At 54.4% G+C, this 23187-nt stretch carries 18 protein-coding genes; 5 read left to right on the top strand and 13 right to left on the bottom strand.

The window, feature by feature from the left end; genetic code table 11:
• Nucleotides 1–19: 19 nt before the first annotated feature.
• The 9 genes from NF685_RS08390 to NF685_RS08350 all read right to left on the bottom strand — a co-directional run bounded on the left by NF685_RS08390 (nucleotide 20) and on the right by NF685_RS08350 (nucleotide 13160).
• Nucleotides 20–1288, bottom strand: coding sequence for a methyl-accepting chemotaxis protein (locus NF685_RS08390; RefSeq protein ID WP_252849290.1), 1269 nt, complete (start codon nucleotides 1286–1288; stop codon nucleotides 20–22).
• Nucleotides 1289–1508: 220 nt separating this feature from the next.
• Nucleotides 1509–3290: a methyl-accepting chemotaxis protein gene (locus tag NF685_RS08385; protein WP_252849289.1), complete on the bottom strand. Its 1782-nt coding sequence runs from the start codon at nucleotides 3288–3290 to the stop codon at nucleotides 1509–1511.
• An 883-nt stretch (nucleotides 3291–4173) separates the two neighbouring features.
• A complete protein-coding gene (gene flgH, locus NF685_RS08380; protein WP_062165206.1) occupies nucleotides 4174–4896 on the bottom strand; it encodes a flagellar basal body L-ring protein FlgH in 723 nt (240 codons plus the stop codon).
• A gap of 31 nt (nucleotides 4897–4927) precedes the next feature.
• Nucleotides 4928–5821: a flagellar basal body P-ring formation chaperone FlgA gene (gene flgA, locus NF685_RS08375; RefSeq protein ID WP_252849288.1), complete on the bottom strand. Its 894-nt coding sequence runs from the start codon at nucleotides 5819–5821 to the stop codon at nucleotides 4928–4930.
• 109 nt (nucleotides 5822–5930) lie between these two features.
• Nucleotides 5931–6716: a flagellar basal-body rod protein FlgG gene (gene flgG, locus NF685_RS08370; protein ID WP_023980023.1), complete on the bottom strand. Its 786-nt coding sequence runs from the start codon at nucleotides 6714–6716 to the stop codon at nucleotides 5931–5933.
• Between the two features lie 281 nt (nucleotides 6717–6997).
• Nucleotides 6998–8416, bottom strand: coding sequence for a tetratricopeptide repeat protein (locus tag NF685_RS08365; protein WP_252849287.1), 1419 nt, complete (start codon nucleotides 8414–8416; stop codon nucleotides 6998–7000).
• Nucleotides 8416–9501: a flagellin gene (locus NF685_RS08360; RefSeq protein ID WP_252849286.1), complete on the bottom strand. Its 1086-nt coding sequence runs from the start codon at nucleotides 9499–9501 to the stop codon at nucleotides 8416–8418. The genes NF685_RS08365 and NF685_RS08360 overlap by 1 nt, the downstream gene beginning before the upstream one ends.
• A gap of 18 nt (nucleotides 9502–9519) precedes the next feature.
• Nucleotides 9520–11088 (bottom strand): flagellar hook-associated protein FlgK, encoded by a 1569-nt coding sequence (locus NF685_RS08355; protein ID WP_252849285.1) that lies wholly within the window; start codon nucleotides 11086–11088, stop codon nucleotides 9520–9522.
• Nucleotides 11089–11501: 413 nt separating this feature from the next.
• Entirely contained in the window at nucleotides 11502–13160 is a 1659-nt protein-coding gene (locus NF685_RS08350) for a methyl-accepting chemotaxis protein (protein WP_252849284.1), read from the bottom strand.
• Between the two features lie 528 nt (nucleotides 13161–13688).
• Here NF685_RS08350 and NF685_RS08345 point away from each other — a divergent pair.
• From NF685_RS08345 to NF685_RS08330, 4 genes are all read left to right on the top strand, one after another.
• Entirely contained in the window at nucleotides 13689–15407 is a 1719-nt protein-coding gene (locus NF685_RS08345) for a flagellar hook-basal body complex protein (RefSeq protein WP_252849283.1), read from the top strand.
• A gap of 166 nt (nucleotides 15408–15573) precedes the next feature.
• Entirely contained in the window at nucleotides 15574–16092 is a 519-nt protein-coding gene (locus NF685_RS08340; RefSeq protein WP_062165211.1) for a flagellar basal body-associated FliL family protein, read from the top strand.
• A 46-nt stretch (nucleotides 16093–16138) separates the two neighbouring features.
• Complete coding sequence (gene fliM, locus NF685_RS08335) at nucleotides 16139–17281, top strand: flagellar motor switch protein FliM (protein WP_252849282.1); 1143 nt, start codon at nucleotides 16139–16141, stop codon at nucleotides 17279–17281.
• A 48-nt stretch (nucleotides 17282–17329) separates the two neighbouring features.
• Nucleotides 17330–17932: a DUF6468 domain-containing protein gene (locus NF685_RS08330; protein WP_252849281.1), complete on the top strand. Its 603-nt coding sequence runs from the start codon at nucleotides 17330–17332 to the stop codon at nucleotides 17930–17932.
• A gap of 489 nt (nucleotides 17933–18421) precedes the next feature.
• On the opposite strand, the gene NF685_RS08325 is transcribed toward NF685_RS08330, so the two are convergent.
• The 3 genes from NF685_RS08325 to NF685_RS08315 are packed head-to-tail and all read right to left on the bottom strand — an operon-like array spanning nucleotide 18422 to nucleotide 20245.
• The gene (locus NF685_RS08325; RefSeq protein WP_252849280.1) at nucleotides 18422–18829 is read right to left on the bottom strand and encodes a hypothetical protein; all 408 of its coding nucleotides are present in this window, start codon (nucleotides 18827–18829) and stop codon (nucleotides 18422–18424) included.
• Entirely contained in the window at nucleotides 18826–19161 is a 336-nt protein-coding gene (locus tag NF685_RS08320) for a rod-binding protein (RefSeq protein WP_252849279.1), read from the bottom strand. Before NF685_RS08320 ends, NF685_RS08325 begins: the two co-directional genes overlap by 4 nt.
• A 1-nt stretch (nucleotide 19162) precedes the next feature.
• The gene (locus NF685_RS08315; RefSeq protein ID WP_051395980.1) at nucleotides 19163–20245 is read right to left on the bottom strand and encodes a flagellar basal body P-ring protein FlgI; all 1083 of its coding nucleotides are present in this window, start codon (nucleotides 20243–20245) and stop codon (nucleotides 19163–19165) included.
• A gap of 519 nt (nucleotides 20246–20764) precedes the next feature.
• On the opposite strand from NF685_RS08315, the gene NF685_RS08310 reads away from it, so the two are divergent.
• A complete protein-coding gene (locus NF685_RS08310) occupies nucleotides 20765–21505 on the top strand; it encodes a transglycosylase SLT domain-containing protein (RefSeq protein ID WP_252849278.1) in 741 nt (246 codons plus the stop codon).
• Between the two features lie 5 nt (nucleotides 21506–21510).
• Here NF685_RS08310 and NF685_RS08305 read toward each other — a convergent pair whose 3' ends face one another.
• A complete protein-coding gene (locus tag NF685_RS08305) occupies nucleotides 21511–23085 on the bottom strand; it encodes a tetratricopeptide repeat-containing glycosyltransferase family protein (RefSeq protein ID WP_252849277.1) in 1575 nt (524 codons plus the stop codon).
• Nucleotides 23086–23187: the final 102 nt, after the last annotated feature.

The raw sequence follows: 23187 nt of genomic DNA, 5'->3' as shown, positions 1-23187 counted from the left end.
TTCAATTTCCAAAATAGCTTCAAAGAGCATACCGTTTGAGGAATTCGTTCAATGAGGCGACTTGCTGGTCAAGGTCGAGGCAATTTCTATTAACATCATCGGTCATACACATATTATTGCCAGCAACGTCCTCAATAGATTTTATGTTTTTGTTGATTTCGCCAATACTACTGGCTTGGTTTTTGGTTGTATCTTCAATACTACGAATGAAATTGTTCACGCTCGCAACCTGACATGTTATGCTTTCCATGCCACTTGCAACTTTCTCAGTAAGTGCGACGCCTGTCTTCATGGTCTCCTGGGACTGGGTCACGAGCTCAGCGATAACCTGTGCGGCTTCCGCCGAGCGATGCGCGAGTGATCGGATTTCATCCGCAACAACGCCGAAACCCTTCCCTTCCTCTCCAGCATGGGCGGCTTCCACCGCAGCGTTGAACGAGAGTAATCGCGTTTGCAGGCTGATATCTTCTATCAGTCGGAGGCTCTCGACCATATTGAAGTAGCGTTGGGCAATACCGGATATGGCCGAAACTGTCTCACCAACAATATCCTTGAACGAGCCCGCTTGTTCATTGATATCTGAAACGAGCCGCCTGGCTGAAGCAACGTCTTCTGCATTTACCTGCACTGCATCATTCATCTCTCTCACACTTGCGGCTGCAATCGTGAGATCCTGGGTTTGTCTCTGGGTATGCCCAGATAATGTGAGGCTTCCCTCCCGAATAGACGACGATGCCCTGCAGACCGCTTCAACACTTGTGGAGATAGCCGCGATGACCTGACGAAGGTCTTCAGCCGTTTCTGCTGAACGTATGGCAGACGCTTCATTCTGCAGATTCGCAGCTCGAACCAAAGAAAGGGTCGAACCAACTCCAAGGTACCGCCCTTCTCGCACTATGAGGAAACCGCGATAGAGATCGTGTGCGTCGGCACCAAGGAGTGAACGAGTGAAATCTGCTATGGCCACATCGTATTCGACAACTTTGGTTGGCCCTCTGAGGAGTAAGCCCACCTTCCGTCGGGTGTAGAGTGAACGTCCGAAACGTCCTGACATAACCGCGAAGAAAAACTGTCTATCGATAATCCCGACCGGTCGCCCGTCTTCATGTAAAACAGCGATCATTGAAAGATTGTCGTCATCTGTGAAAAGCTGGTTTACCGTAGCTCCGATATCATCACCCCCCAATACCGGAACAGTTTCCACAATATCTGCCATGATACGCGGCGGAGTACTGGTTATCTCGGTAAATTCCGAGGATATCAATGAACCGGAAAACATATCCGACATGAATACAGACCGTTTATATGACAAATATATGACGTTATATCATGGCACCAGCATTGACTCTCAAAACTTTGCCATGCGAACATATTACACAATATACTCGCCTCGCGAAGCAGTACTCGTAAATTTCTTCATTTTTTCATATTTGAGAGAGTCGGTAGCCACGATGGAAATGGCTACCGTGCGGTCGGTTCGTTCTAGCTCATGCTCTTCAGAACGTACCTCATGGTTCCAACCGGAAGAATGCGACCCGATCACGAAGTACGCTCGCGGCTTTGTCCAAGGACGAAATAGCTGCAGTATTTTCTTCTACCATGGCTGCGTTTTGCTGAGTAGATTTTGTCATCTCTCCAACCGCCAGGTTGATCTCCTGTATCGCCGAGAATTGACCAGTCGAGGAATGAGCGATTTCCGCGACGAGCTTGTCGATCTCCCCAACCTGACTCAGGATAATACCTAGAGCGCCACCGGCTTCGCGCACCAGCCTTACGCCATCGGAAACAAAATCGCTCGAACTTGAGACCATCTCCTTCACGCGACGAGCGCCTTCAGTCGACCGCTGAGCCAGAGTGCGCACTTCTGTCGCGACGACAGCAAAACCACGTCCTGCATCCCCGGCTCGGGCGGCCTCTATCCCTGCATTCAGTGCAAGGAGATTTGTCTGGAAAGCAATTTCGTCGATAAGTCCGATCACCTGACTGATCTGGGCGAAGCTACTCTCGATCTGGCTCATCGCGTTCACGGCGTTATGAACCATCGCGCCAGACTTTTCAGCACCCAGTCGCGTATCATCAGTCACTGAAGCGGCCTTCTTCGCACTGTCTGCGGAGTCACGCAGCATGCTCACAACACGCTCGATCGCGGCGGAGGACTGCTCTATACTTGCCGCCTGCTGCTCGGTGCGCCGTGACATGTCATTCGAAGCGACAGAGATTTCGCCTGTACCAGAGCCAATGGCCATAACGCTTTGCTGGATCACCGAGAATGTCTGATTCAAACGCTCAAACGCGTCATTGAAATCCGTTTTCATGACCTGAAGGCGCTGCGGTAGCGCAACATCAATACGATAAACGAGATCACCCTCGGCAGCCGCCGATAGCCCTTTGCGAATAGCCTCGACTGCGCGGGATTCCTCTTCAAGCTCTCTCGCAACACGCTCCGCGTTTTCGGCCCTCTCCTTGGCAACAGCTTCCCGCTCGACAGCCTGCTCGGCAGCCAGAACCTTTGCTCGTTGCAAACCACCCTGGATCGTGCTGAGCGCCTTGGCCATATCTCCAACTTCATCTCCCCGCTCAAGACAGGGGATGCTCTCGTCCAGCCGTCCTTCAGCAATACCGAGCATACGATCCCTCACCATCAGAAGCGGTGATACGATAGTTTTCTGGCTCATAAGCAGGGTCGCGAAAAGAATAAGAATCTGAATGAGCACCAGGCCAATGACGCAATTACGGACAGAAACATTCACATCATGAGCGAGCTGGTTTGATGCACTCTCAACATGCGTAATACGACGGCCTGTGATCGCCCCGATATCGATCGCCAGGTGAACCCCATCCTGATCAGATGCCTGGGCGATCTGGCGCATTTTGGCAATGTCGCCTTTATCAAGCGCAACCAGCAGACTGTTTAACTGCTGCTCGAAAGTGCCATAACGTCCCAATAGCGGATCCAGCGTGGAGACGAGACGCGGATCCACCCTCGCGGCCTCAGCAAAGATATCACGGGTTCCTCGCATATCTTTCTGGAACCGCGTTACAACCTCACCGACGAATGGGCTGCTCGCCTGATCGATCAGGAGATGAGAGGCGTAAAGGAGTGCATTGAGCTTGTCGCTGATGCGCGCAAGCATGATTGTGCCCCGGTCATCTGAATTGATGAATGAGCGATAGCGCTCGCCGGATTTTAACTGGTTATTGACTAAAAAACCTGAACCGATAAATGTAACTAACGTCAATGTTATTGCAACAAGTGCAATCTTGGCCTTGAACCGAAAGACACTGAACATGAGAGGGACGAGCCTTTTTTCCGCGTACCCTTTCATTGGTCCATCGGAATTATTAATAAATCCTCTCGTTGCCCCTTCATATAACCTGTGGGCGGCTTCGTTTCAGATTTTGCCTTGCAGATAGGGACTGACAAGAATCCTGGCTGACCAGACCTGATGCAAGTAGGTCGCTGTAATCACCAGCCAGGCCCCGTGTCACGCCCCTCCCGAGTGTCCGTGGCGCGGAGGCGGCTTATCAAGCGGAGGAAAAAGAAGCCGGCGGCACACGAAAAACATATCAGGGCTGCCGTCTCGCAGATCGATGCGAGTCGTTCCAAGGAGCCATCGAACAGCCCCAGATACACCAGACGATCGCCGATGAAGGAGAAAACCTTCACCAATATGGTTTCTACAACGCCTAAACCTATGAGAAGTATGATCAGCTTTAGAATCATGTAACGGCCCCTGTCCTCGATTTTTGACGAGAACGTCGAGTTCTAGGAGCCAATCGTTAATAGAAGATAGGATTTAATACGCTCAATCCGCCTTGACGGCGCTCGCCTTGCATTCTCGATCACGAGAATTTTTGGGGTCTATGGAGGGCTTTCATCAATGCGTTCACCCATGGTGCGGCCATGTATTTCCCGCCTCTATGCAGAGGGCTGGAAAAACTCCAACACGAGAATATCGACCGTGATGAGTGAGGGGGTAAGCATATAAATAATGGCCCCTCTCTTACCCGTTCCTTCCGGTCATCGTTACTTTTTTTGACGCAGTTCCCATGAGCGCTATGGCGAAAAGCCGGAGGAAACGTGGGCGGGGCGCTGCGCTACGCGAAAGACACCACATTTCCCAAGATTAAGGAGCTGATAAACCAAGGCCTGCCAACAAGCATGTTGCCTGGTCAGAATGGCAGGACACCATTCATAATCTGCTGTCCCCAGCGCGCATTCTGGACAGTGGTCAGCTGTCCACGACCTCCATACGAAATCCGTGCCTCTGCAATACGGTCATGTGTTACGATGTTGTCTTCCGTTATATCCTGGGGTCGAACAACGCCGCTAACCATGAGTTGACGCAGTTCACCATTGATGCGGACTTCCTGCCGGGCAACGACAACGAAGTTACCATTGGGCAGTACCTGAGTCACCGTCCCCGCCAAGGCAAGGGTGACAGTCTCATTACGGCGAATGACACCTGCGCCCGTATTTGCAGTCGCACTACTTGTGTCCAGCGCACTGCTACTTGATAGCACCTTACCCTGGGCTCCGAAGAAACTCGGGATCCCGAATGTCTGCGAGCCGCTTCCTGCGACGGTGGTATTGTCGTTGAGTGCCGCATTGTCCGAGATGTTGACGTTGATCGTTATCAGATCGCCAACCTGAGAGGCACGCTGGTCTTTGAAAAAAGCCCGGCTTCCTGAGCGCCACAGGCTCCCGACCTCCGTTGGCGGAGGTTGGAGAGGTGGCATCGGCATTGTCACCGGACGATAGTCCGGCGACTGTGTCGGATCAGAAGTGTGGGTCATTCTCGGTGGGTGACCGAGTTCCGTCAGATCAGAAAGAGACGTGCAGCCGCCCAGTAGCAGCAGCACGGTCAATGAGCCACGGGAGAAAAAACGCGTCATCGTTTTCAGAGCCACCTATCGCCAGGAAACGTCAAGGCGCAGGATTGCGCATAGACGCCGAAAGCCGGCGCATTGTGATCGGATCGGACGGGACTGGATGACTCGTCAACGCCACTTCCACATTTGACCCATCAGTGACTTTCCCGCTGACAATCATCCCGCTCGACTCATTCAATGCGCGGACCTGCTGTTTGGCACCGGCATCCTCAAGAACCCTTCCAGCAATCGACAATCTGAGCCCTGGAGCTACGTAGGTGATCATGACGGGATCTCCCTTATGCATGATCACAGTGCGCTGCAGGTCCTGCGCAATGACCGCGGAGCCCGCCACGACACCACGGCTGATGGTCTGCCCCTCTACCTCAGCCGGATCGGTGACAGCACGCGACGGCAGATGACCGGAATATGCCTCGTCCACCCTAACATCTGCGGCACTGACAACGCTTCCTGCCCCCATCGAGTGGGTGTACACAATCACGCGCTGGGTGGCATGGACAACACCCGTCAGCATGAACGAGTCGGTTGCCAGATCTCCTGTAGGGTGGGCACGATAAACAGTGGATGAAAACCACCCGCTCCGCTGATCCCATTTCACATCAGACAGAACAACCGGCTCGGCCTCATCCGCAGAGACTGTCACAGGATGAAAGTCGTGAAACGTTATTGAAACGGGGCCTTCGCCCAGGTCGGGCAGGTTTTTCCTGACGAGGGAAACGAAATAATTCTCGTCAAGAATTCTTCCCGCTCTGGTAATCGTCATGAACGAAGAGGAGGACTGGTCTTCCCACTCGACACCGTATTGATCGGCGATCGCAATAAGTTGTTGCCCGCTTACATGAATACTCGATCCAGGTGCCGGCCCAGGACCCAGAACCCGATCCTGCCCGGGCTCAAGACCAGAAAAAATGTCAGAAAGACGAACCATCCCGGACGAAACGATGGACGTATTGCGCAGGGTCGCTGCATATCCCGGTACGGAATGGCCTATCAAAGATAGCCCTATGAGAGCGATCGTGAGCCCGCGCATATTGGTATCACCGCAGATTTGTCAGGGTTTGCAGCATTTCATTCGAGGCAGTGATAACTTTACTGTTCATCTCGTAGGCTCGCTGCGCCGTAATGAGCGCAGTGATTTCGGTCACGACATTAACTGATGATTCCTCGACAAAACCCTGGCGGACCGAACCATATCCCTCGCTCTGCGGTGTACTGAGGTTGGCTGTACCAGATGAGGTTGTTTCGGTGAACAGGTTCTGCCCCATCGCCGTAAGACCATTCTCATTCTGGAATGTCGCGAGCTGCAACTGACCAGCCACCTGAGCTGTAGTCTGACCAGACAGCGTGTACTGTACCTGTCCAGACTGATCGATCGTAATATTCTCCGCATTGTTGGGAACGGAAATATTGGGAGACAGGGGATAGCCGTCTGCAGTGACAATCGTACCGTCTTCCGAGAGCGAGAATGTTCCGTCACGAGTATAGGCATATTCTCCCGACGGAAGGGTTACACGGAAATATCCACGCCCCTCAATGGCAAGATCCAGCGAATTTCCGGTCTGTTCCAGCGTACCTTGCTCGTTGATGCGGTATATGCCGGCCGTGCGAACACCAAGACCAACCTGCGCACCCGCGGGAACAAGGTCCCCGGTATCAGAACTCATCGTCCCGGCACGACGCAGATCCTGATAGATCAGGTCCTGAAACTCAGCACGACGACGCTTGTATCCGGTGGTTGTCATGTTGGCGATATTATTGGAAATCGTCTCGACATTTGTGGTCTGGGCCTGCATGCCCGTATTCGCAATATCAAGCGATCTCATCATTTCAGGACACCCCTATCAAGAGCACTTCGGAGAGCCTCTTGCATCGACATTATATTTTCTTATCGCAACGAAATATCATTTTAGTTGCGCACAGGACTTCAATATCAGGCAATCTTCGAATTATCTGGCATGTAACATAGAGGCAGCTCGATGCCCCCATGCCGATATATGATGGTTACAGCCTACAATGCTTTGTTGCACAATACGAGACCGGGAATATGAAACTTTTCAAAATTTTCGAATGCATGCGTCAGCGCGTCTTTTGGGACACGCCTATCTCATCGGGCTGAGACAGGCGTATGAGCATACCTCGTCTCAAGAAGAGCCGTGAGATCGTTCGTGAGCATGGCAACAGGCCCTTCCCAGTTGAGGGGCTGCTTTTGCTGATAAAGGCGTATCGACTCATACCACGGTGAATCACGTCGCCCCGAGAGCCAACGCCAGCATTGATCATAGCGTGAAAGAAGCCATGTGGGCTTCCCCAGCCCAGCCGATACATGCGCAGTCGATGTGTCGACGGCGATAACGAGATCCAGCGTGTCAATCAGCGCAGCCGTATCATCAAAACTGGCGATGTGCCTCGTGTGATCTGAAAGACGCATCCCTTCAGGCGGATTTGCCGCCTGCGCTGCGCGTTCTCCTATCTGCAGGCTATAGAACCTAAGCGCTCTAAAGCGTCTGGCGACCTGCCCTAGCGGTGCCAGATCCTGCAGATTCATGGAGCGGCGATGGTCAGCAAGAAATGCTGCCTGAACTTCGGGATGCGGTGCGCCCGCCCATACAAGCCCCACACGAAAGGTATCGTGCCAGTCATCAGCGTCCCCAGCCCGAAGCCGTTCGCGCCACAGGGTAGTCTTTATCGGGTCAGGCCGCAGATATCTGCCAGTAACAGGGATCGTCTCTAGCGTTATCCCGAGTACGTGAGGCAAGCTGAGAACCGGACATTCGAGATCGTGCTCGGGAAGGATATCGTCTTCCGACAGGACTGTGATCTCAGGGAAACTACGCTCCAGAAGCGAGACGAGCTCCGGCCTCACACGCAGAATGACCTGTCCGACCTCTTGCGCCGCAAGCGGAGCCAATCGGGAAAACTGCAAGACGTCTCCAAATCCGCCTTCGGTGAAAACCATCAGAGTTTTGTCAGGCGCCAGCTCACCACTCCAGCGAGGCACACTACTTTGCCCGCCAGAAGCACGCAGCGCTGTCCAGCGATGCTCATACTCACGAAAGCCTTCAGCATAATCGCCACTTTGAAGCAGCGAAACTGCGCGGTTGGTCCGGCTGTATACGTTCTCCTGGTTCATCTGGACAGCGGCATCATGAAAACCGCGCGCCAGTGCATGATCTCCGCGATGATCAAGAGCTACGCCCATGTTACTGAGCGCCAGAGCATGCGAAGGCTCGAGGCGCAGACTGTTGCGATAGCAGGCGATCGCATTTTCGTACTGGCTCAGATGTAAAAAACTGTTCCCTATATTGGACCACGCGTCGGGAAGACCAGGATCAAGCGCAACGGAACGGCCCAATAATGCAAGGGCATCCGAAAACCGGTTTTGCAAGTTGAGCAGGCCACCGTAATTACTCAGGGTGCGCGCGTTATCGGGAGAGGCCTGAAGGCGGATTTCATATGCTTTCGCCGCTGACGCATAATCACCAGCCAACTGAAGCGCTTCTGCGCTGCCTTCCGGATGGGTCATCAGAGATAATCCGCCAGTGTCATGCCCTTCATGTTTGAAATAAGGATATACGAGGCACTCAGGCTAGTTTTGATATTCGCTGCATTGGTTGCGACTGTCGCCATATCAGCATTTCGCGAATCGCCCAGCTGGGTTTCGAGCATTGTGGAAAGTCCAGTCAGCATTGTCGATTGCGAAGTCAGGCTGTTTTGCGTTGCGCCCACAGCGCCTTCCTCTTCGGTCAGCTGGCTAATTGTCGTGCCGAGCGACGTATAGATCTGCTTTGCGAGATCGGAAAATCCTGGTGTGTTGGACGACATCCCGTTCATTGCCGATACTGCCATAAGGTCTCGCATCAGATCCCTGATCGGCGATCCGGTGGACGTATTGCTCGATGAGGAGGTCATGGATGACTGAGTCGCAACGATACCGAAACTCGTCGTGGTGTTGGTCCCACTCATCACGCTGCGTTGATTATCGGCAGCCTGAGCCGGAGATACGGAAAGTGTCGCCGAAAATACGGATACCGCCTGATCGGTTGACCCCGCCAGAGAGGTCGCACTGGCAAGAACGGACCCCGCATTGGATGCGTTGAGAGACTGAAGGCTCGCCGCAATCTGCTGAGCAAGGCTGCTTGATGACAGGGAAGCACTCCCTTTTATGGGTGCTGTGTTGCTGTCAGTGCCTGCAAATACGTAATTTGCACCATCGCTCGTATTGAGCACTGTCTTGAGATCACCAAGGGCACTCATTGCCGATGAAGCGGCGGCAGCAACCTGACTGGATGTTGCCGTGCCTGAAATACCAAGCAGATTAGTGGAAAGCGTCTGCGCCATTGAAACAAGTTGATTGAGACCGGTGGCCGTGACGGACAACGTGTTCTGAGCGTTGGTGATATTGGATTGCCACGCCTGCACTTGAGTGATTTTGGGAGTGAGGCTGAGCGCCGCAGAACGGGATGTCCCTAGATCAGCGTAAGTCGACCCGATGATACCGGTGCTGCTCTGCCACGTTGCGGTCTCCTGCTGCGCAGTCAGGGTCTTTACACTCGCCTCAAGAATGAGCGAGAGAGCCGATCCGCCGTACTGACCTACCGCATTGCTCATGACCAATCTCCGGACCGCTTACTGGATTGCCGATAACAGCGCATTGAACATGGTCTGCACCGTGGAAATGATCTTCGCGTTCGCCGTGTAAGCATTTTGCAGCGCAACGGTCTTGGCCATTTCGTCATTGACGTTGACGCCCGAAACGTCTGCTACTTTGGTCTGCAGGAGCGTGAGAACGGCGCTGCTAGACGTGACACCCGCGCTCATGGAAGCGATGGTAGCGCCCTGATTGGAGGTAAGGGCAGTTGATAACGCGAGTAGTCCCTGATTACCGGCATATCCCGTCGAGATTGACCCACCTGGACCTAGATTGCTGGATGGCGCAGATAGACCCCCGCTTACGTCTTCGGCATCCGAGCCAAAGGTGGTGGAAAGAACATTGCTGATGGTGGTTGTGACACCTGTGTTGGTGCTCCCATCACTATTCGTGGTGGTGGTGAGCGCCGACGGCGTCTTGGTATAGATACTGTTGACACTCAGGCTGGCAGATAGCCCAACAATTCCCTGAGGCACCGGCTTACTGAGGTCACTGGCCTGAATCGAACTCGTCGCGTTGGCGTCAGAGCCGGTAACGAACAGAGGCAATCCTGCGCTGCTAAAACGATTCATTACCGTGTAGGAGAATGAATCGAGCTGCGCCTGCATCTGAGGGTAAGTGCTATCGCGCAGGGTCAGGTTGCCGCCAAGGCTCCCCCCTGTCAGACTCGTTGTAATATCCTGGCCAGCAAGGGTAATTGCCGGGATGGAAGAGTTCGTGTTCTGCGCACTGTAGTATGAACTGCTCGACAGTGTAACACTCGAAGTCGAGAGAGGCCACGTGCTGCTGGGTAGTGTCTGGGTGCTATCGTCCAGACCCATCTGATCGGGTCTGGTTGGCAACTGCGTTCCGTCTGCGGTACGCACCGTCATATCGCCGTTTGCACTGGTGGTAAAAGACACGCTCAGATTGGAAGACAGGTCCGACATCACGCCCAAACGCTGATTTTCCAGATCAGCGGTACCCTGCCCAAGACTTTTGAATTTCATGATTTGCTTAGACAGAGCACCAATCTGTGTCAGGTCGGAGTTGATCGAGGACACATCGGACACCGCACCATCAGCCGCCGCCTGTCGCTGCGAGGCATAGGTCGAGGCAAGAGTCTGCACGGTTGTCACCAAGGCAGAGGCCTTGCTGACGACTGCACTTTGGGAGACGCTCTGGGTAGGAGTGGACGTCAGGGAAATCAGGGCACTTTGCAAATTGCCGAGCTGGTCTGAAAGGCTAGAAGTACTCCCGGAATCCTGAGAGGTAGATCCTTGCACGGAGGAGACGGCAGCCAGCGAATTACTCATCACTGTATAGGACGAAGCCTGGGCATTTTGCTGATAAAGCGATGATTGAAGCGCTTGATTGATCGCAAGCTGGGTATTGCCAAGCCTGACCCCTGTACCATACCCCGCAGCCACTGAAGACAACGTCGCAGCCGTCTCTTTCACGTAGCCAGTGGTATTTGCGTTCGCGACATTGTTTGCCGTCACAGCATACTGGGCCTCGATAACACTGAGGCTACCCGTGGCGATAGAAAGGGAGGCCAGGAGGTTCATGCAGTTCCGTTCAGCAAGAGAATGCCGCAGTCACCCACGACGGGCTTCAACACGCCACCCCGATGAAAAAGGGGTAACCAGCACGGACAGACCTAGAGACAAATAGTTTCGCAAAAGTTTCCAACCATCTCTGACGGCACGTGGGAAATAGCGCGAGAGGATACATACTTTCCGCCGATACGGCGGCTCTGGCTCTGGAAATTTGGCGCCACGGGAAGCTGCTACATCCGGGATAAAAAAGGCTCTAGCCAGGCAAGAGCTCGGCCTCGGGGAACCGCACCCGCCCCCTGCATCAGGTAAGCCGATGCAGGGTGGTGCACTCAATCCAGGTCTACTGCGCAGACCGGGCCACGCATCGTGGAAAATGGCACGGACTGAATACCTAGCCAAATGGCTGTAACTGGCCCGACACCCTAGACAACCTCGCTCAACGTGAACTCATCAACAAGCCCCTTGAGACGCCCCGCCTCGACACCGAGACTATTGGCCGCCGCAGTTGCCTCTTCGACCATTGCGGCATTCTGCTGGGTTACACGATCCAGTTGACCCACAGCCTGGTTGACCTGCCCCAGCCCCTCCGCCTGGTCTTCGGATCCCAAGGCGATTTCCGACAGAAGGCCGTCAATTCCGGATATACGTTCGACAATCCCACCCAGCGCAGATCCGGCATCCGTGATCAGCTTTGCGCCACGGTCAACGTGCGTCGTACTCTCTGAAATGAGGAGACGTATCTCCTGAGATGCCTTCGCAGAACGTTCCGCCAACGCGCGCACTTCTGAAGCCACCACGGAGAACCCACGACCCGCCTCACCCGCGCGGGCGGCCTCGACGGCAGCGTTCAAGGCAAGCAAATTGGTCTGGAAGGCAATCTGTTCGATCATCCCGGTGATCTGCGAGATTGCCTTCGACGCCTCACGCATACGCTCCATGGCATCGATCGCTCCATCCACGATTTGGGTCGCCGCCAGTGCATCGACTCTCATTGATGAAGCTGAACAGGCCGCTGCCTTGGCGCTTTCCGCCCCTTTTGATACGCGCGCAGTAATCTGATTGAGCGTAACGGCGGTGCGCTCGAGATTACCCGCCTGCATCTCTGTCCTGCGGGCGAGATCATTGGAGGCAACGACGATCTCATTGGCTCCGTTCGCGACCGTGCCGACCGAGGCCGCAACACCGCCGAGCGTCATGTCCAGCTTCGAGATTGCCCTGTTGAAATCTTCGCGGAGCTTCTCGTATGTGGGATCGATCTCGCCATTGAGGCGAAAACCGAGGATGTTATCGGCCAGTCGCGCCAGGCCCTTACCAACGTCATCAATGGCCTTTACCCGCCCCGTGATGACCGTCGCGAATTTGACGACCTTGACCACCTCGCCTTTGATATCAAAAATCGGGTTATAGGAAGCCTGCAGCCACACCGGCTCCCCACGGCTATCGAGACGCTTGCATTCGAGCGGTACATATTCCCCTTTTCGCAGCTTGTTCCAGAACGCCTTGTATTCCGGGGTGGCAGCCATATCCGCCCCGACGAAGATCGAATGGTTACGCCCGACAAGATCTGGCAGTGAATAGCCCATAGCTGCGAGAAAATTGGGATTTGCATGCAAGATGGTGCCGTCGGGCGCAAATTCGATAACAGCCTGAGCACGAGAGATCGCGTCGAGCTTGCCCGCTGTATCAGCCCTGAGGGCCGCAGCCTCTGTCACTACAGCTGCAACCTTGACGATTTTATAGACCCGACCTGTAACGTCCCTGACCGGATTATAGCTCGCCTGCAGCAAAACCTCGGAACCGCTCTTTGCCAGCCTTATGCATTCCTGCGTACAGGATTTTCCCTCAGATAACCCGCGCCAAAATCCTGCATATTCCGCACTTGCGGCATAGGTATCGTCAATGAACAGGCGATGATGACGCCCTACGATCTCATCAAGCCGATAACCCATTGCATCGCAGAAATTCTGATTGGCCTCGAGGATCATGCCGCTCACATCGAACTCGATGAACGCCAGCGCACGATCAAGCGCATTCATCTTGGCTTTGGCATCTGCCCAGCCACCAGGCCACGACTTAAACATCGATTTTTTACTCCGGAGATTGCCTGAAGAGTACTGGAGACGAGGGCAGATAGACACTCACAAAGCCGGACTATACCGAAGCCGCGCCACGGGCGCTGATTGTCAGAACCACCCCTATCTTGTGCCGGATCAATGCCGGCCATTCATCTAATCGTGAAAATAGTTAACGAAACGTTTTTATCCGACGCCTGCGGCTTTTGTCTCAATTTTGTCATCCGGCATTCAGTTTGCCATCATCGCACCGCGGAAAACGTCTTACCGCGTTTCGGTATCGTGGGCTAGCATCCGGATAAACATCGTAACAAAGCTTGCGTTTCCACCAACACATGCTACCCATAGCCAAGCTGGGATTCACCTCGTTTCGGGATACTCTTGATTGCCGCAGGCGCGGTGAGAGACAAATTTCGATCCGGTCAAGGCATCGCGCAATTTTATGTCGTCTCGTTCATTCAACATTCGGACTCTTCGTATACCATGCCCATGCGGCAAGCGAAGCAGCTCGTGGCATATAAGGTCGGGGACACTCTGATGTCAGTATTTAACGCGCTCACGACGGCCGTCAGCGGAATAAACGCGCAGTCAACGGCATTTACAAATCTCAGTAATAATATCGCAAACAGTCAGACCGTAGGTTACAAAGCCGATACGACTTCGTTCCAGAACTTCGTTGCTGGCTCGATGATTGGCAGCACGGCCTCGGCCGATGTCTCGGATTCCGTATCCGCTATCACGGTGCAGCATGTCGATAATCAGGGTGCACCGACCAGCAGCAGTAACAGTCTTGCCTCGGCCATTTCTGGGAATGGGTTATTCGTTGTCTCCAAGGCGAACGGCGCTGGCAATGCGAGCACAACACAGTTTTCAGATCAGAGCTATTATACGCGCAACGGTGAGTTCTCGCAAAACAACCAAGGTTATCTTGTCAATACCAGCGGTTATTACCTCGACGGATATCTGGTCGATCCGTCGTCCGGACAGCTTGGCACAAGTGTGACGCAGATCAATGTTGGCAATATCACTTATCGTCAGCCACAGACGAGCAAGCTCACGCTGACAGCTACTGTGGGCACAATGCCTGCAAATTCGGCGAATTATACCGCCAGTGATGCCCAGACATACACGACTGCACCCGTGACAGTGTATGACGCGAACGCAACACAGCATCATGTGGCGCTCAACTGGTCTCAAAGCACCACAAATCCTCTCGTCTGGACTGCCAGCGCTTATGACGCAGATGGAACGGGCGCCATCAATCAGGCGGATAACACCTATAACGTCACCTTCAACAGTAACGGCACTCTGGCCAGCGTGACGGATTCGACGGGAGCTACAGTTGGCTCGACCACCACTGGCGCGGCTGTAACGCTCCCCATCACAGCGTCCTATGGAACGAATACCTCTCAGTCGATTAGCCTGTCACTGGGCACCATTGGTGGCACCAGCGGAACGATCATGGCACAATCGACGGGCACTGCGAGCAAAAGCGCAGTCTCGAGCCTGACGCTTGATCAGAATACTTCGACACTCACTGAGGACAGCTCTCAAATCGGTACGGCCACCGGCTCGAACCAGAGCTATATGACGTCGCCTGTTGATGTCGGGGGTACGCCCGTATCGCTTCGGTGGGCTCAGACATCTGCCTCGCCGCCAACCTGGAACGTGTCGGCCATCAACTCCTCTACCGGCGCTGCGCTGAGCTCGACGAGTTCGATCACCTTCAATGCGAACGGCACGGCAAACTCACCCCCGACGACTCTTGCCGCCACGATCAACGGGCAGGCCTATACGGTGAAGCTGCCAGACATGACCAGCACAACGAGCCCCCTGCTCTCGACTTCGAGCTCGCTTGGACAGGACACGACAGCTCTCACATCCGACGCTGTAGCCGCTGGCACATATCAGGGCGTTCAGATACAGAGCGACGGATCGGTCATGGCGCAGTTCAGCAACGGGGCATCCCAACTTGCAGGCAAGATTGCGCTTGCCAATTTCGCCAATGTCAACGGATTGAACGCGGTAGACGGGCAAGCGTACACCGCTACCGCAGCGTCTGGTAACCCCGCTGTCGGCACTGTTGGCGCCAACGGGACCGGAACACTCTCCGTAGGTTACACAGAGTCTTCAACCACAAATCTCACAAGCGACCTTTCTGCCCTGATCGTTGCTCAGGAAGCGTATTCAGCCAATACCAAGGTCATCACCACTGCGGACACTCTGCTGCAGGCTACCATTGCCATGAAGCAATAATATAAAAGGACGATTTTCCCGGGCAGCAGTCTGATGCTGCCCGTCGAAACAAGGCGGCCTCGCAGGAGGATGCTCCTCCTATGGCGCCCCGGAAACTTCCGTCCGCGCATGAATGGCGCATTAATCAAACTAAAATCACTGCCAGAAGAACGTGAGCGAAAGATAAATGAGTGAATCCCGCCTGAACGACGATCTCGACATCAACGTTGTCGATGACGATCGGCTTGGGATGAAGGCTCAACCCAGAAAGAAACGCCTCATTCTCGTGGCAGCATCACTGATCCTGCTCACTTTAATCGCCGGCACAGGATATCTTGCAGTCCATAAGGGGTGGTTTTCGTCAACGAAGCAGACAGCAGAGGCTGCTGACCCGTCCACTGCCCAAAGCACCATTCTGGCGGTACCATCCATCATCTCGAGCCTCGATAATGGTGAAAATCGACCCGTCTATGTGAAGATGACAACGCGTGTGGAGATTGCAGGAACTCAGAATGAGGCCTCGCTGAGGCGGTATATTCCCCAGATCCAGGATATATTTCAGACCTATCTACACGAGACGCGCCCTCAGGAGATAAGGGGAAACGGGGTGTACAGGTTGCGTGAAACTCTTCTGAGGCGGCTTAGAATTGAGATAGCGCCCCTCAAGATCACCAATTTTTATATTACCGAATTCCTCATACAGTGAGACCGGTTGAGATAAACATCGGTCCTTTCGATGCAGGCAGAGTTTCATGATGTCGCCTAGTGAACACCATATCCCGCCCATACCTGATGCCTGGGCCGCCCCCGCGGTCGAGACCGAGAATGACCCCTTTTCGGGCAGCGCCTCCGGGGCTTTTCAGCAAGAAGAAACGCTAAACCAGATGCTCGACCAGTCGGAGATTGACAATCTCCTTGGCGGCGCATTCAGCGATCTGCCTGAACGGCACGAGACGGGAATGGAGCGTGTGATCAGGGCCGGCTTTGTCGCTTACGAGCGCATGCCGATGCTCGAGATCGTGCTTGACCGTCTGGTCCGCCTCCTCACAACGGGCCTTCGGAATTTCACGAATGACAATGTCGAAATTACCACAGAATACACGCGCTCCATGTGTTTCGGCGACTACGTCAACAGCGTGCCGTCATCCTCGCTGTTTTGCGTTTTCAAGGCTGTCCAATGGGAGAATTACGGTCTTCTCGTAATCGATTCCGCGCTGGCCTACTCCATGATCGATATCCTCATGGGTGGTCCGCGTGGGAAGGGTCATTCAGGCACTGAAGGGCGGCCTCACACCGCTATAGAGCGCACTCTGATCGAAAAGCTCATGAACCTTACCCTGCGGGAACTGTCGGTCGCGTTCAGCCCAGTATGCGAGATCGACCTTATCTTTGAACGGCTCGAAGTAAGCTCACGCTTTGCGGCGATCGCTCGTGCTTCAAATGCTGTCGTGACATCGAAGATGCATATCGATATGGAGGACCGGACCGGCAATATGGATCTTGTCATCCCTTATGCAACCCTCGAACCTGTGCGAGATCTGCTCTCCCAGCAGTTCATGGGGGAGCGATTTGGCCGTGATTCGGTTTGGGAAAACCACCTTATTTCCGAAATTATGGAAACCAATGCCGAAATCCTGGCTGTGCTTGAGGAGCAGACCGTCAGCCTTTCGACATTGCTCACCATGAAGCCAGGTATGCAGCTCGTATTTCCCCACAAGGTGAAAAACACCCTCCCTGTGACGCTGCAGTGTAATCAGACGACACTCTTCGAGGGGCATCTGGGGCAATCAGGGGGGAAAGCAGCGGTGAAGATCGATCATCGGCTTGTGCCCGAGGATAGCCCGCATATACACAACCCGAGTGAGGCCAGCACTGACTTCGAGACTATGGACTGACATCCCGCAAAACGAGGCTGACGATAAATAACGGAGGATCGAGAGAGAATGCTCGCCCAAATTCAGGTATTCATAGAAGCGGCACTCTCGGTTCTGCTGCTGTTAGGCATCGCCTATAACTTTCACATCAGCAAGACCCTGTCGGCTTTGAAGAGCGACAGAGCAAGTCTCGTCAAACTTATCGAAAAGCTCGAGAGCAGTATCAAAAACGCGCATGATGGTGTTGAAAAGCTGCGTGTTGCGGGTCAAGTCAGCGGACGACCGCTGAGCCGCACGATCGAGCAAGCCAAGATCGTCGGGGGTGAACTGGATACGCTTGTGGACAAGGCAGATTCGAAGGCTGAGCAGCTCAGCGTTCTGACACGAAAAGCGGAATCCAGTGAGCAATCCCTGGGAAAGCTTCTGGATGATGTGTCAGACGTAAAACTGGATATGCTTCGACAGTCAGAGTCGCCTATCCTGCGAGACGACCCGGAAAATACCGAAGCTCCCCTTGAGGATAACATTACCCCAACGAAGGCTCCCATTCTTGAACCAGAGCGACACGAGCAACGCCCGGCCGTCACGCCCGTGGTTGCCGAGGCCCGCAAGCCGGTGCCAGAAGGTCATCATGCTCGCCAACGTATGGGCAGCAAGTTTCTCGGCGAGTAGAGAACCGAGCCGTTTCTACCACGCAGCCCCGGCTACATATCGGGGCTGCGTAGCACCGGGGTCTGCAAGACTGGACCAGGCGCTCCAGTCCCAGACGCTGGTATTACGTCGATTCTCAGCGGCCATCGCTGCAATCGAAGGGACATTCTTGATGGGCAAGTGCTGATTTCGAACGACAGGGGTCGAATTCAGAAGATAAACGAACGCCACTTCTGATCCCATGTAAACACAGCCGCATCCGATCGGGTCTGCGTAGAGATAGATGGGACCGCTAGGAGCAGGCCGATAGGTCATCACACCAGGCGGGAGCGAATTCATCATTGCGTATCGTGCGGTTGTATCTGCGGGATGGGCTATAAACCCCGCATCCGCTATCCGTTTACCCATGGTGAGATACGGCTTTGCTGGAGACTGACAGGCAGTCAACGCCAAGCTCACAAACAGACCTGTCGACCTCATCAGTCTAACGCGCATACGGTCTTTCAACTCTCAGATTTCACTGTGAAGGGTCAAGGCAGCGCTCTCTGTCGTCGGCGTGACGTAGTGACCTGACGGACTGTATGCCTGCGTAATTTCTTCAACGGGCGCGGCACATATCAATTTCAGGAATTCGGTTTGCACCACTGACATATGTTCGAGCAAAACCTGGTTCTCCGCAACAAGCGCGATCAGGTCCCCCATGGTCGGCATCAGCGCTGTTTTATCGCCCCCCCGGTCCTCAAATTGAGTCAGTGCCTGCGCCATTTTTGACAGTAATTCTGTTTTATCCGCGAGCAGCAACTCAATCTGTGCAGGCTTCCCCTGACGGAGCTGTTCATTTTCCACTTTCAGCAGGGCCATAAGCCGCGATGCCGCTTTTATGACGGGTGATGTCTGGTCTGAGCGCATACCGATCATGTCTCTTCGTGTTCCTGCATCGCGAGTATTTGTCGATACACACTGTCGGCAATACCGATCCCGCCATTATTGGCTATCTGCTTTCCCATCTCCAGCACTTGCAGGGAACGGAACTGCTTTTCGGCTGCCCCTCCACCAAATTCGTTGTCTGAGATGTCAGCAGTGTCAAACATGGGCTGAAGTAACTCACCCAGCGTAAGGCCCTCAAAAGATCTCGCTGTTTCGCGTGCCTTGTCAGCTTTCGCGGTTCGGGTAGCCTCCTGTGCTCTAGCCAGTGTCTCGCTCTGCGCAGCAGAGAGAGAAGAGAGTGTTACAGGCGTCAAAGCCGTCATGTCATCGAACCTCCAGATCCGCTTGGAGAGCGCCATCAGCCTTGATAGCCTGCAAGATACTGATCATATCGCGCGGCCCCATTCCCAAGGCGTTCAGCCCGGCAACAAGGCTCGCGAGCGTGGGACCTTCACGAAGAATACCCAATCGGTGAGAACTGTCTGTACTGGCATCGATCTGCGTTCGAGGCACGATCGCCGTCGTCCCATTGGAAAAAGGGGCAGGCTGGGCGATCAACGGAGTTTCCGTCACCTGGATCGTAAGGTTGCCTTGCGCAATGGCAACCGTGCTGATGCGCACATTATCGCCCATCACGATGGTCCCACTTGCCTCATCCACAATGACTTTGGCCATCGTATCCGGTTCGATCATAAGATCGCCGATCCGATAGAGAAGCGAGGGCGCGTCTCGCCCGGCCATATTAACTGAAACCGTGCGCGGATCATCCATTTTGGCCGTGCCATATCCGAGAGAACGGTTGATGGCATTGACGATTCTGTTTGCCGTCGTGAAATTCGGGTTTCGCAAGGAGAGATGGATCAGCCCGCTTCTACCCAGAGAGACCGGCACCTCGCGCTCGACAACTGCGCCATTGGCGATATGCCCTGTCGTTGGAATATTCCGGGTAGCCGAGGCCGCCGTCCCTCCGACTGAGAAAGCATTCGTGACGAGGGAGCCCTGCGCCACAGCGTAGACCTCACCGTCTGCTGCTTGGAGCGGCGTTACCAGCAACGTGCCTCCTGCAAGGTCACGAGCGTCGCCCACTGCCGATACCGTAACATCGATATGCCCACCTCCGTGAGAGAAAGGAGGCAAAGTCGCGGTTACCATGACTGCGGCTACATCATGAGTCTGTAACTGGACTTCTCGATCACGGATATTCACTCCAAGACGATTGAGCATGCTGATGAGGGTCTCGCGAGTGAAGATCGTGTTTGTCAGCCGGTCGCCCGTTCCTCGCAGACCGACAACCAATCCGTACCCGACCAACTGGTTGTCACGCACACCCTCATAATCGACAATATCTTTGACGCGTACTGCGGTAGCGTTTGACGCCGGCGCATAACCCACGATTCCCAGGCTCATACAAAAAAGGAGCGTCTTTATCAGGCAGCCAAACGTCTTTTTCCCGTTACGACAATGCATCGTATGATCGTCCAGCCCAGTTCCCGGTGTGACGCGGAGTGCGTATCAAAATGTCTTTGTCAAATGGATAAGCCTGCACCATCGATAGTGATCTTGTACGACAGGCGCCAGCAATGACACCCTACGACACAGGCCCGTCACTTACAACCACAACAAGGTTAACGCTCTCCAACAGAGAGACAGTTTCACACCGGCATTGTTGCAAAAGCGATAATGATTGTCATAACGCCTGCTTATCCTGTAACGGGAAGACCTTTGATATTGATCTATGCCGCACCACGGCGAACCGTAATCCCGCTGTCACATAGACGCCAATGAAAGACTGCCATGGATTTCGCTGAGAGGCGCAACGGACTCATGATTTTCATGAAATCACGCCTATCGAAATCAGCCAGCGCGTCTCTCGCAATGTTGGGTTTCAGCGTTGCACTCGCTCCCGTGCCGGCCCTGTCTCAGACGATGGAAGCTGAGCGCTGCCGTATAGCCTCCAGCCAGGCCGAAAAAGTCCTCCGCATTCCCGAAGGTTTCTTATATGCCATCAGTCGGGTCGAAAGCGGCAAGACCGACGCGCAGGGGCGACTGTCGTCCTGGCCGTGGACAATAATGGCCAATGGCGTTGGCCATTATTACGATTCCAAACAGGACGCCGTCGCGGCGGCAACCGAATTTCGCAATGCGGGTATTATGTCGATCGACGTCGGGTGCTTGCAGGTCAACCTGCAACAGCATCCGGATGCTTTCCATTCACTTGATGAGGCGTTCGATCCAACCTCGAATGCTCTCTATGCCGGGCGTTTTCTTAACCAGATGCACGACAAGATGGGAAGTTGGCCGCGTGCGGCGGCGGCCTATCATTCCCAAACCCCGGGGCTCGGAGCCCCGTATCAATGGAAGGTGCTCGAAACCTGGGCCATACCTGATGACGAACGGATAGGCCCGTCAGGGGACGTCAAACACCCGCCTCAGCGTAAGGGCGCGATTGATTTGGCGGCGCCACGAAGCCAGTCTCCCTACGGCGATACAATCGTTGCTGATGCGCGTGAGGGAACACAGCCTGCTGTGAGGGCATTTCATCCTTTCCAGGGTTTCAGCCATTTCACCCAGCCTGCCCCTCATCATTCAGGCATGAGCGGCATGAGAGGACGCAGCCTCGCATCATACCGAAGCAGCCCTACGCAATTGGCGCGCCCAACAGGCTGAAAGCATCAGACGCCTCGCATATCGATCCAGAGTCGCAGCGCTTTTCCGACTTCTTGAAGGACAGGAAGGAAAGAGCGCTCATTCGAACGGAAAATTCTCATTGTAGGGTACCATGGGCTCCCTGTTCCGGAATCCCCCCAGCGCCAGCACGCATCCCAACGGCTTATCAACCATACGGGACAACCAAGCGCTCCGGCGAGATGCGCGGGTGACGTATCGACCGAGATGATCAGATCAAGATTACGCATGATGGCCGCCGTATCCGCCATGTCTCGTACCTCGCTCATGGGATTATGAATTGTCTGACCGCCCCAGTTCTTCAGCTCTTCCCTTGGTGTCCCGAATTGCAGATTGACGAAGGTCGCCTCAGCCGGGAGGAGCGCCTCGGCGAGATCGCTGAAGGAAATCGAGCGCCGCATATCAGCCAATGCGTATTCTGAGCGAAGACGCCGCTCGCCAGCCCATACAAGACCGATCCGCGGTCTACCCGCTGGCAGCAGGGCCGCCATTTTTTCTCGGTCAGCGGGGATATCGGTAATGTATGGAATGCAGGTTGGAATATCGTGCACCGTCCGCACCCCGCTGATAAAGGGTAGATCCGGCACGGGGCACGCGTAATCATATGCGTGGTTCGTAACAGCACTCACAGGGTCCAGCACCGTCAAAGCCGGGTAGGACTGACGCACAAGGCGCACCAGAGAGGCGGGCACACAGACGTGGATTTCGGCACCACGCGCTGCAAGGGCGGATAGGTGACGTATAAACTGGATCGTATCCCCCAACCCCTGCTCCTGAAAGACAAGGATACGCTTCCCTGAGAGGCCAATATCAGGACGGAGCCGGGGAATGCTGCGTACCCAGCCCTGCTGTGGGGTTATCTGCAATTCGCGCTCGAAATAGAGTGGCCAGCCTCTCTCAAAAAGACCCGCCTTGATCAGGGTGCAGGCATAACCGAACGCGATAGCTTTGCGTTCAGGGCTGATTCTGAGGGCTTTTTCATACCACGGCAGGGCTTCAACGGAGCGATTGAGCCGCTCGAGCGCACAACCGGCATTATTGAGCAGTGACGCTGTTTCATCTCCGTCGTTGAACAGAGATTTCAGCACCGCAAGCGCCTCAGCAGGATACCCGACTTCAAGCAGGGACATGCTGATGAATTCCCCGATCTCCGCTTTCTGCCCGGGATATGTTGCCATCATCTGTGCAAAGCTTGCGCAGCCGCCGCTTACGTCCCCGCGCACGATCTGCAAATGGGCGGAGAAAGCCTGGGCGGGCACATTGTCAGGTTGCAGGCGTATGACATTGCGCAGCAGGACCCCAACGATGTCATAACGCGTTGTGAAACGCAGGATGAGCGACGCTCCCGCCATAGAGAGCTTCCACTCGTCCTGATGGACTGCCATCGTTTCGAGTACAAGTTTTAATCCGCTGATCCCGTCACCTGAGCCCAGCAGGGCCTCGCATGCCTCAACAAACTTCCCGACATCCGGCGGTGCACCCGGGATTTTCCACCACTGCTCAGCAGGCGATGAAGCATGTGTCAGATTTCGCGGTTCCGGACTAGCCGTGTCTTGTGTCATGCCATCACCGATCATGTTCAGGTCATTTCGAAAGCAGGTTAGCGATCCATGAACGCGTAACGCTTAATATCTTGCCTCATCTACGCGAGACGGGATACCTCT

Source organism: Asaia lannensis NBRC 102526, from assembly GCF_024054035.1.
Lineage (GTDB): Bacteria > Pseudomonadota > Alphaproteobacteria > Acetobacterales > Acetobacteraceae > Asaia > Asaia lannensis.
The sequence above is the reverse complement of the archived record's forward strand: the minus strand, read 5'-3'. Positions and strand labels throughout refer to the sequence as shown.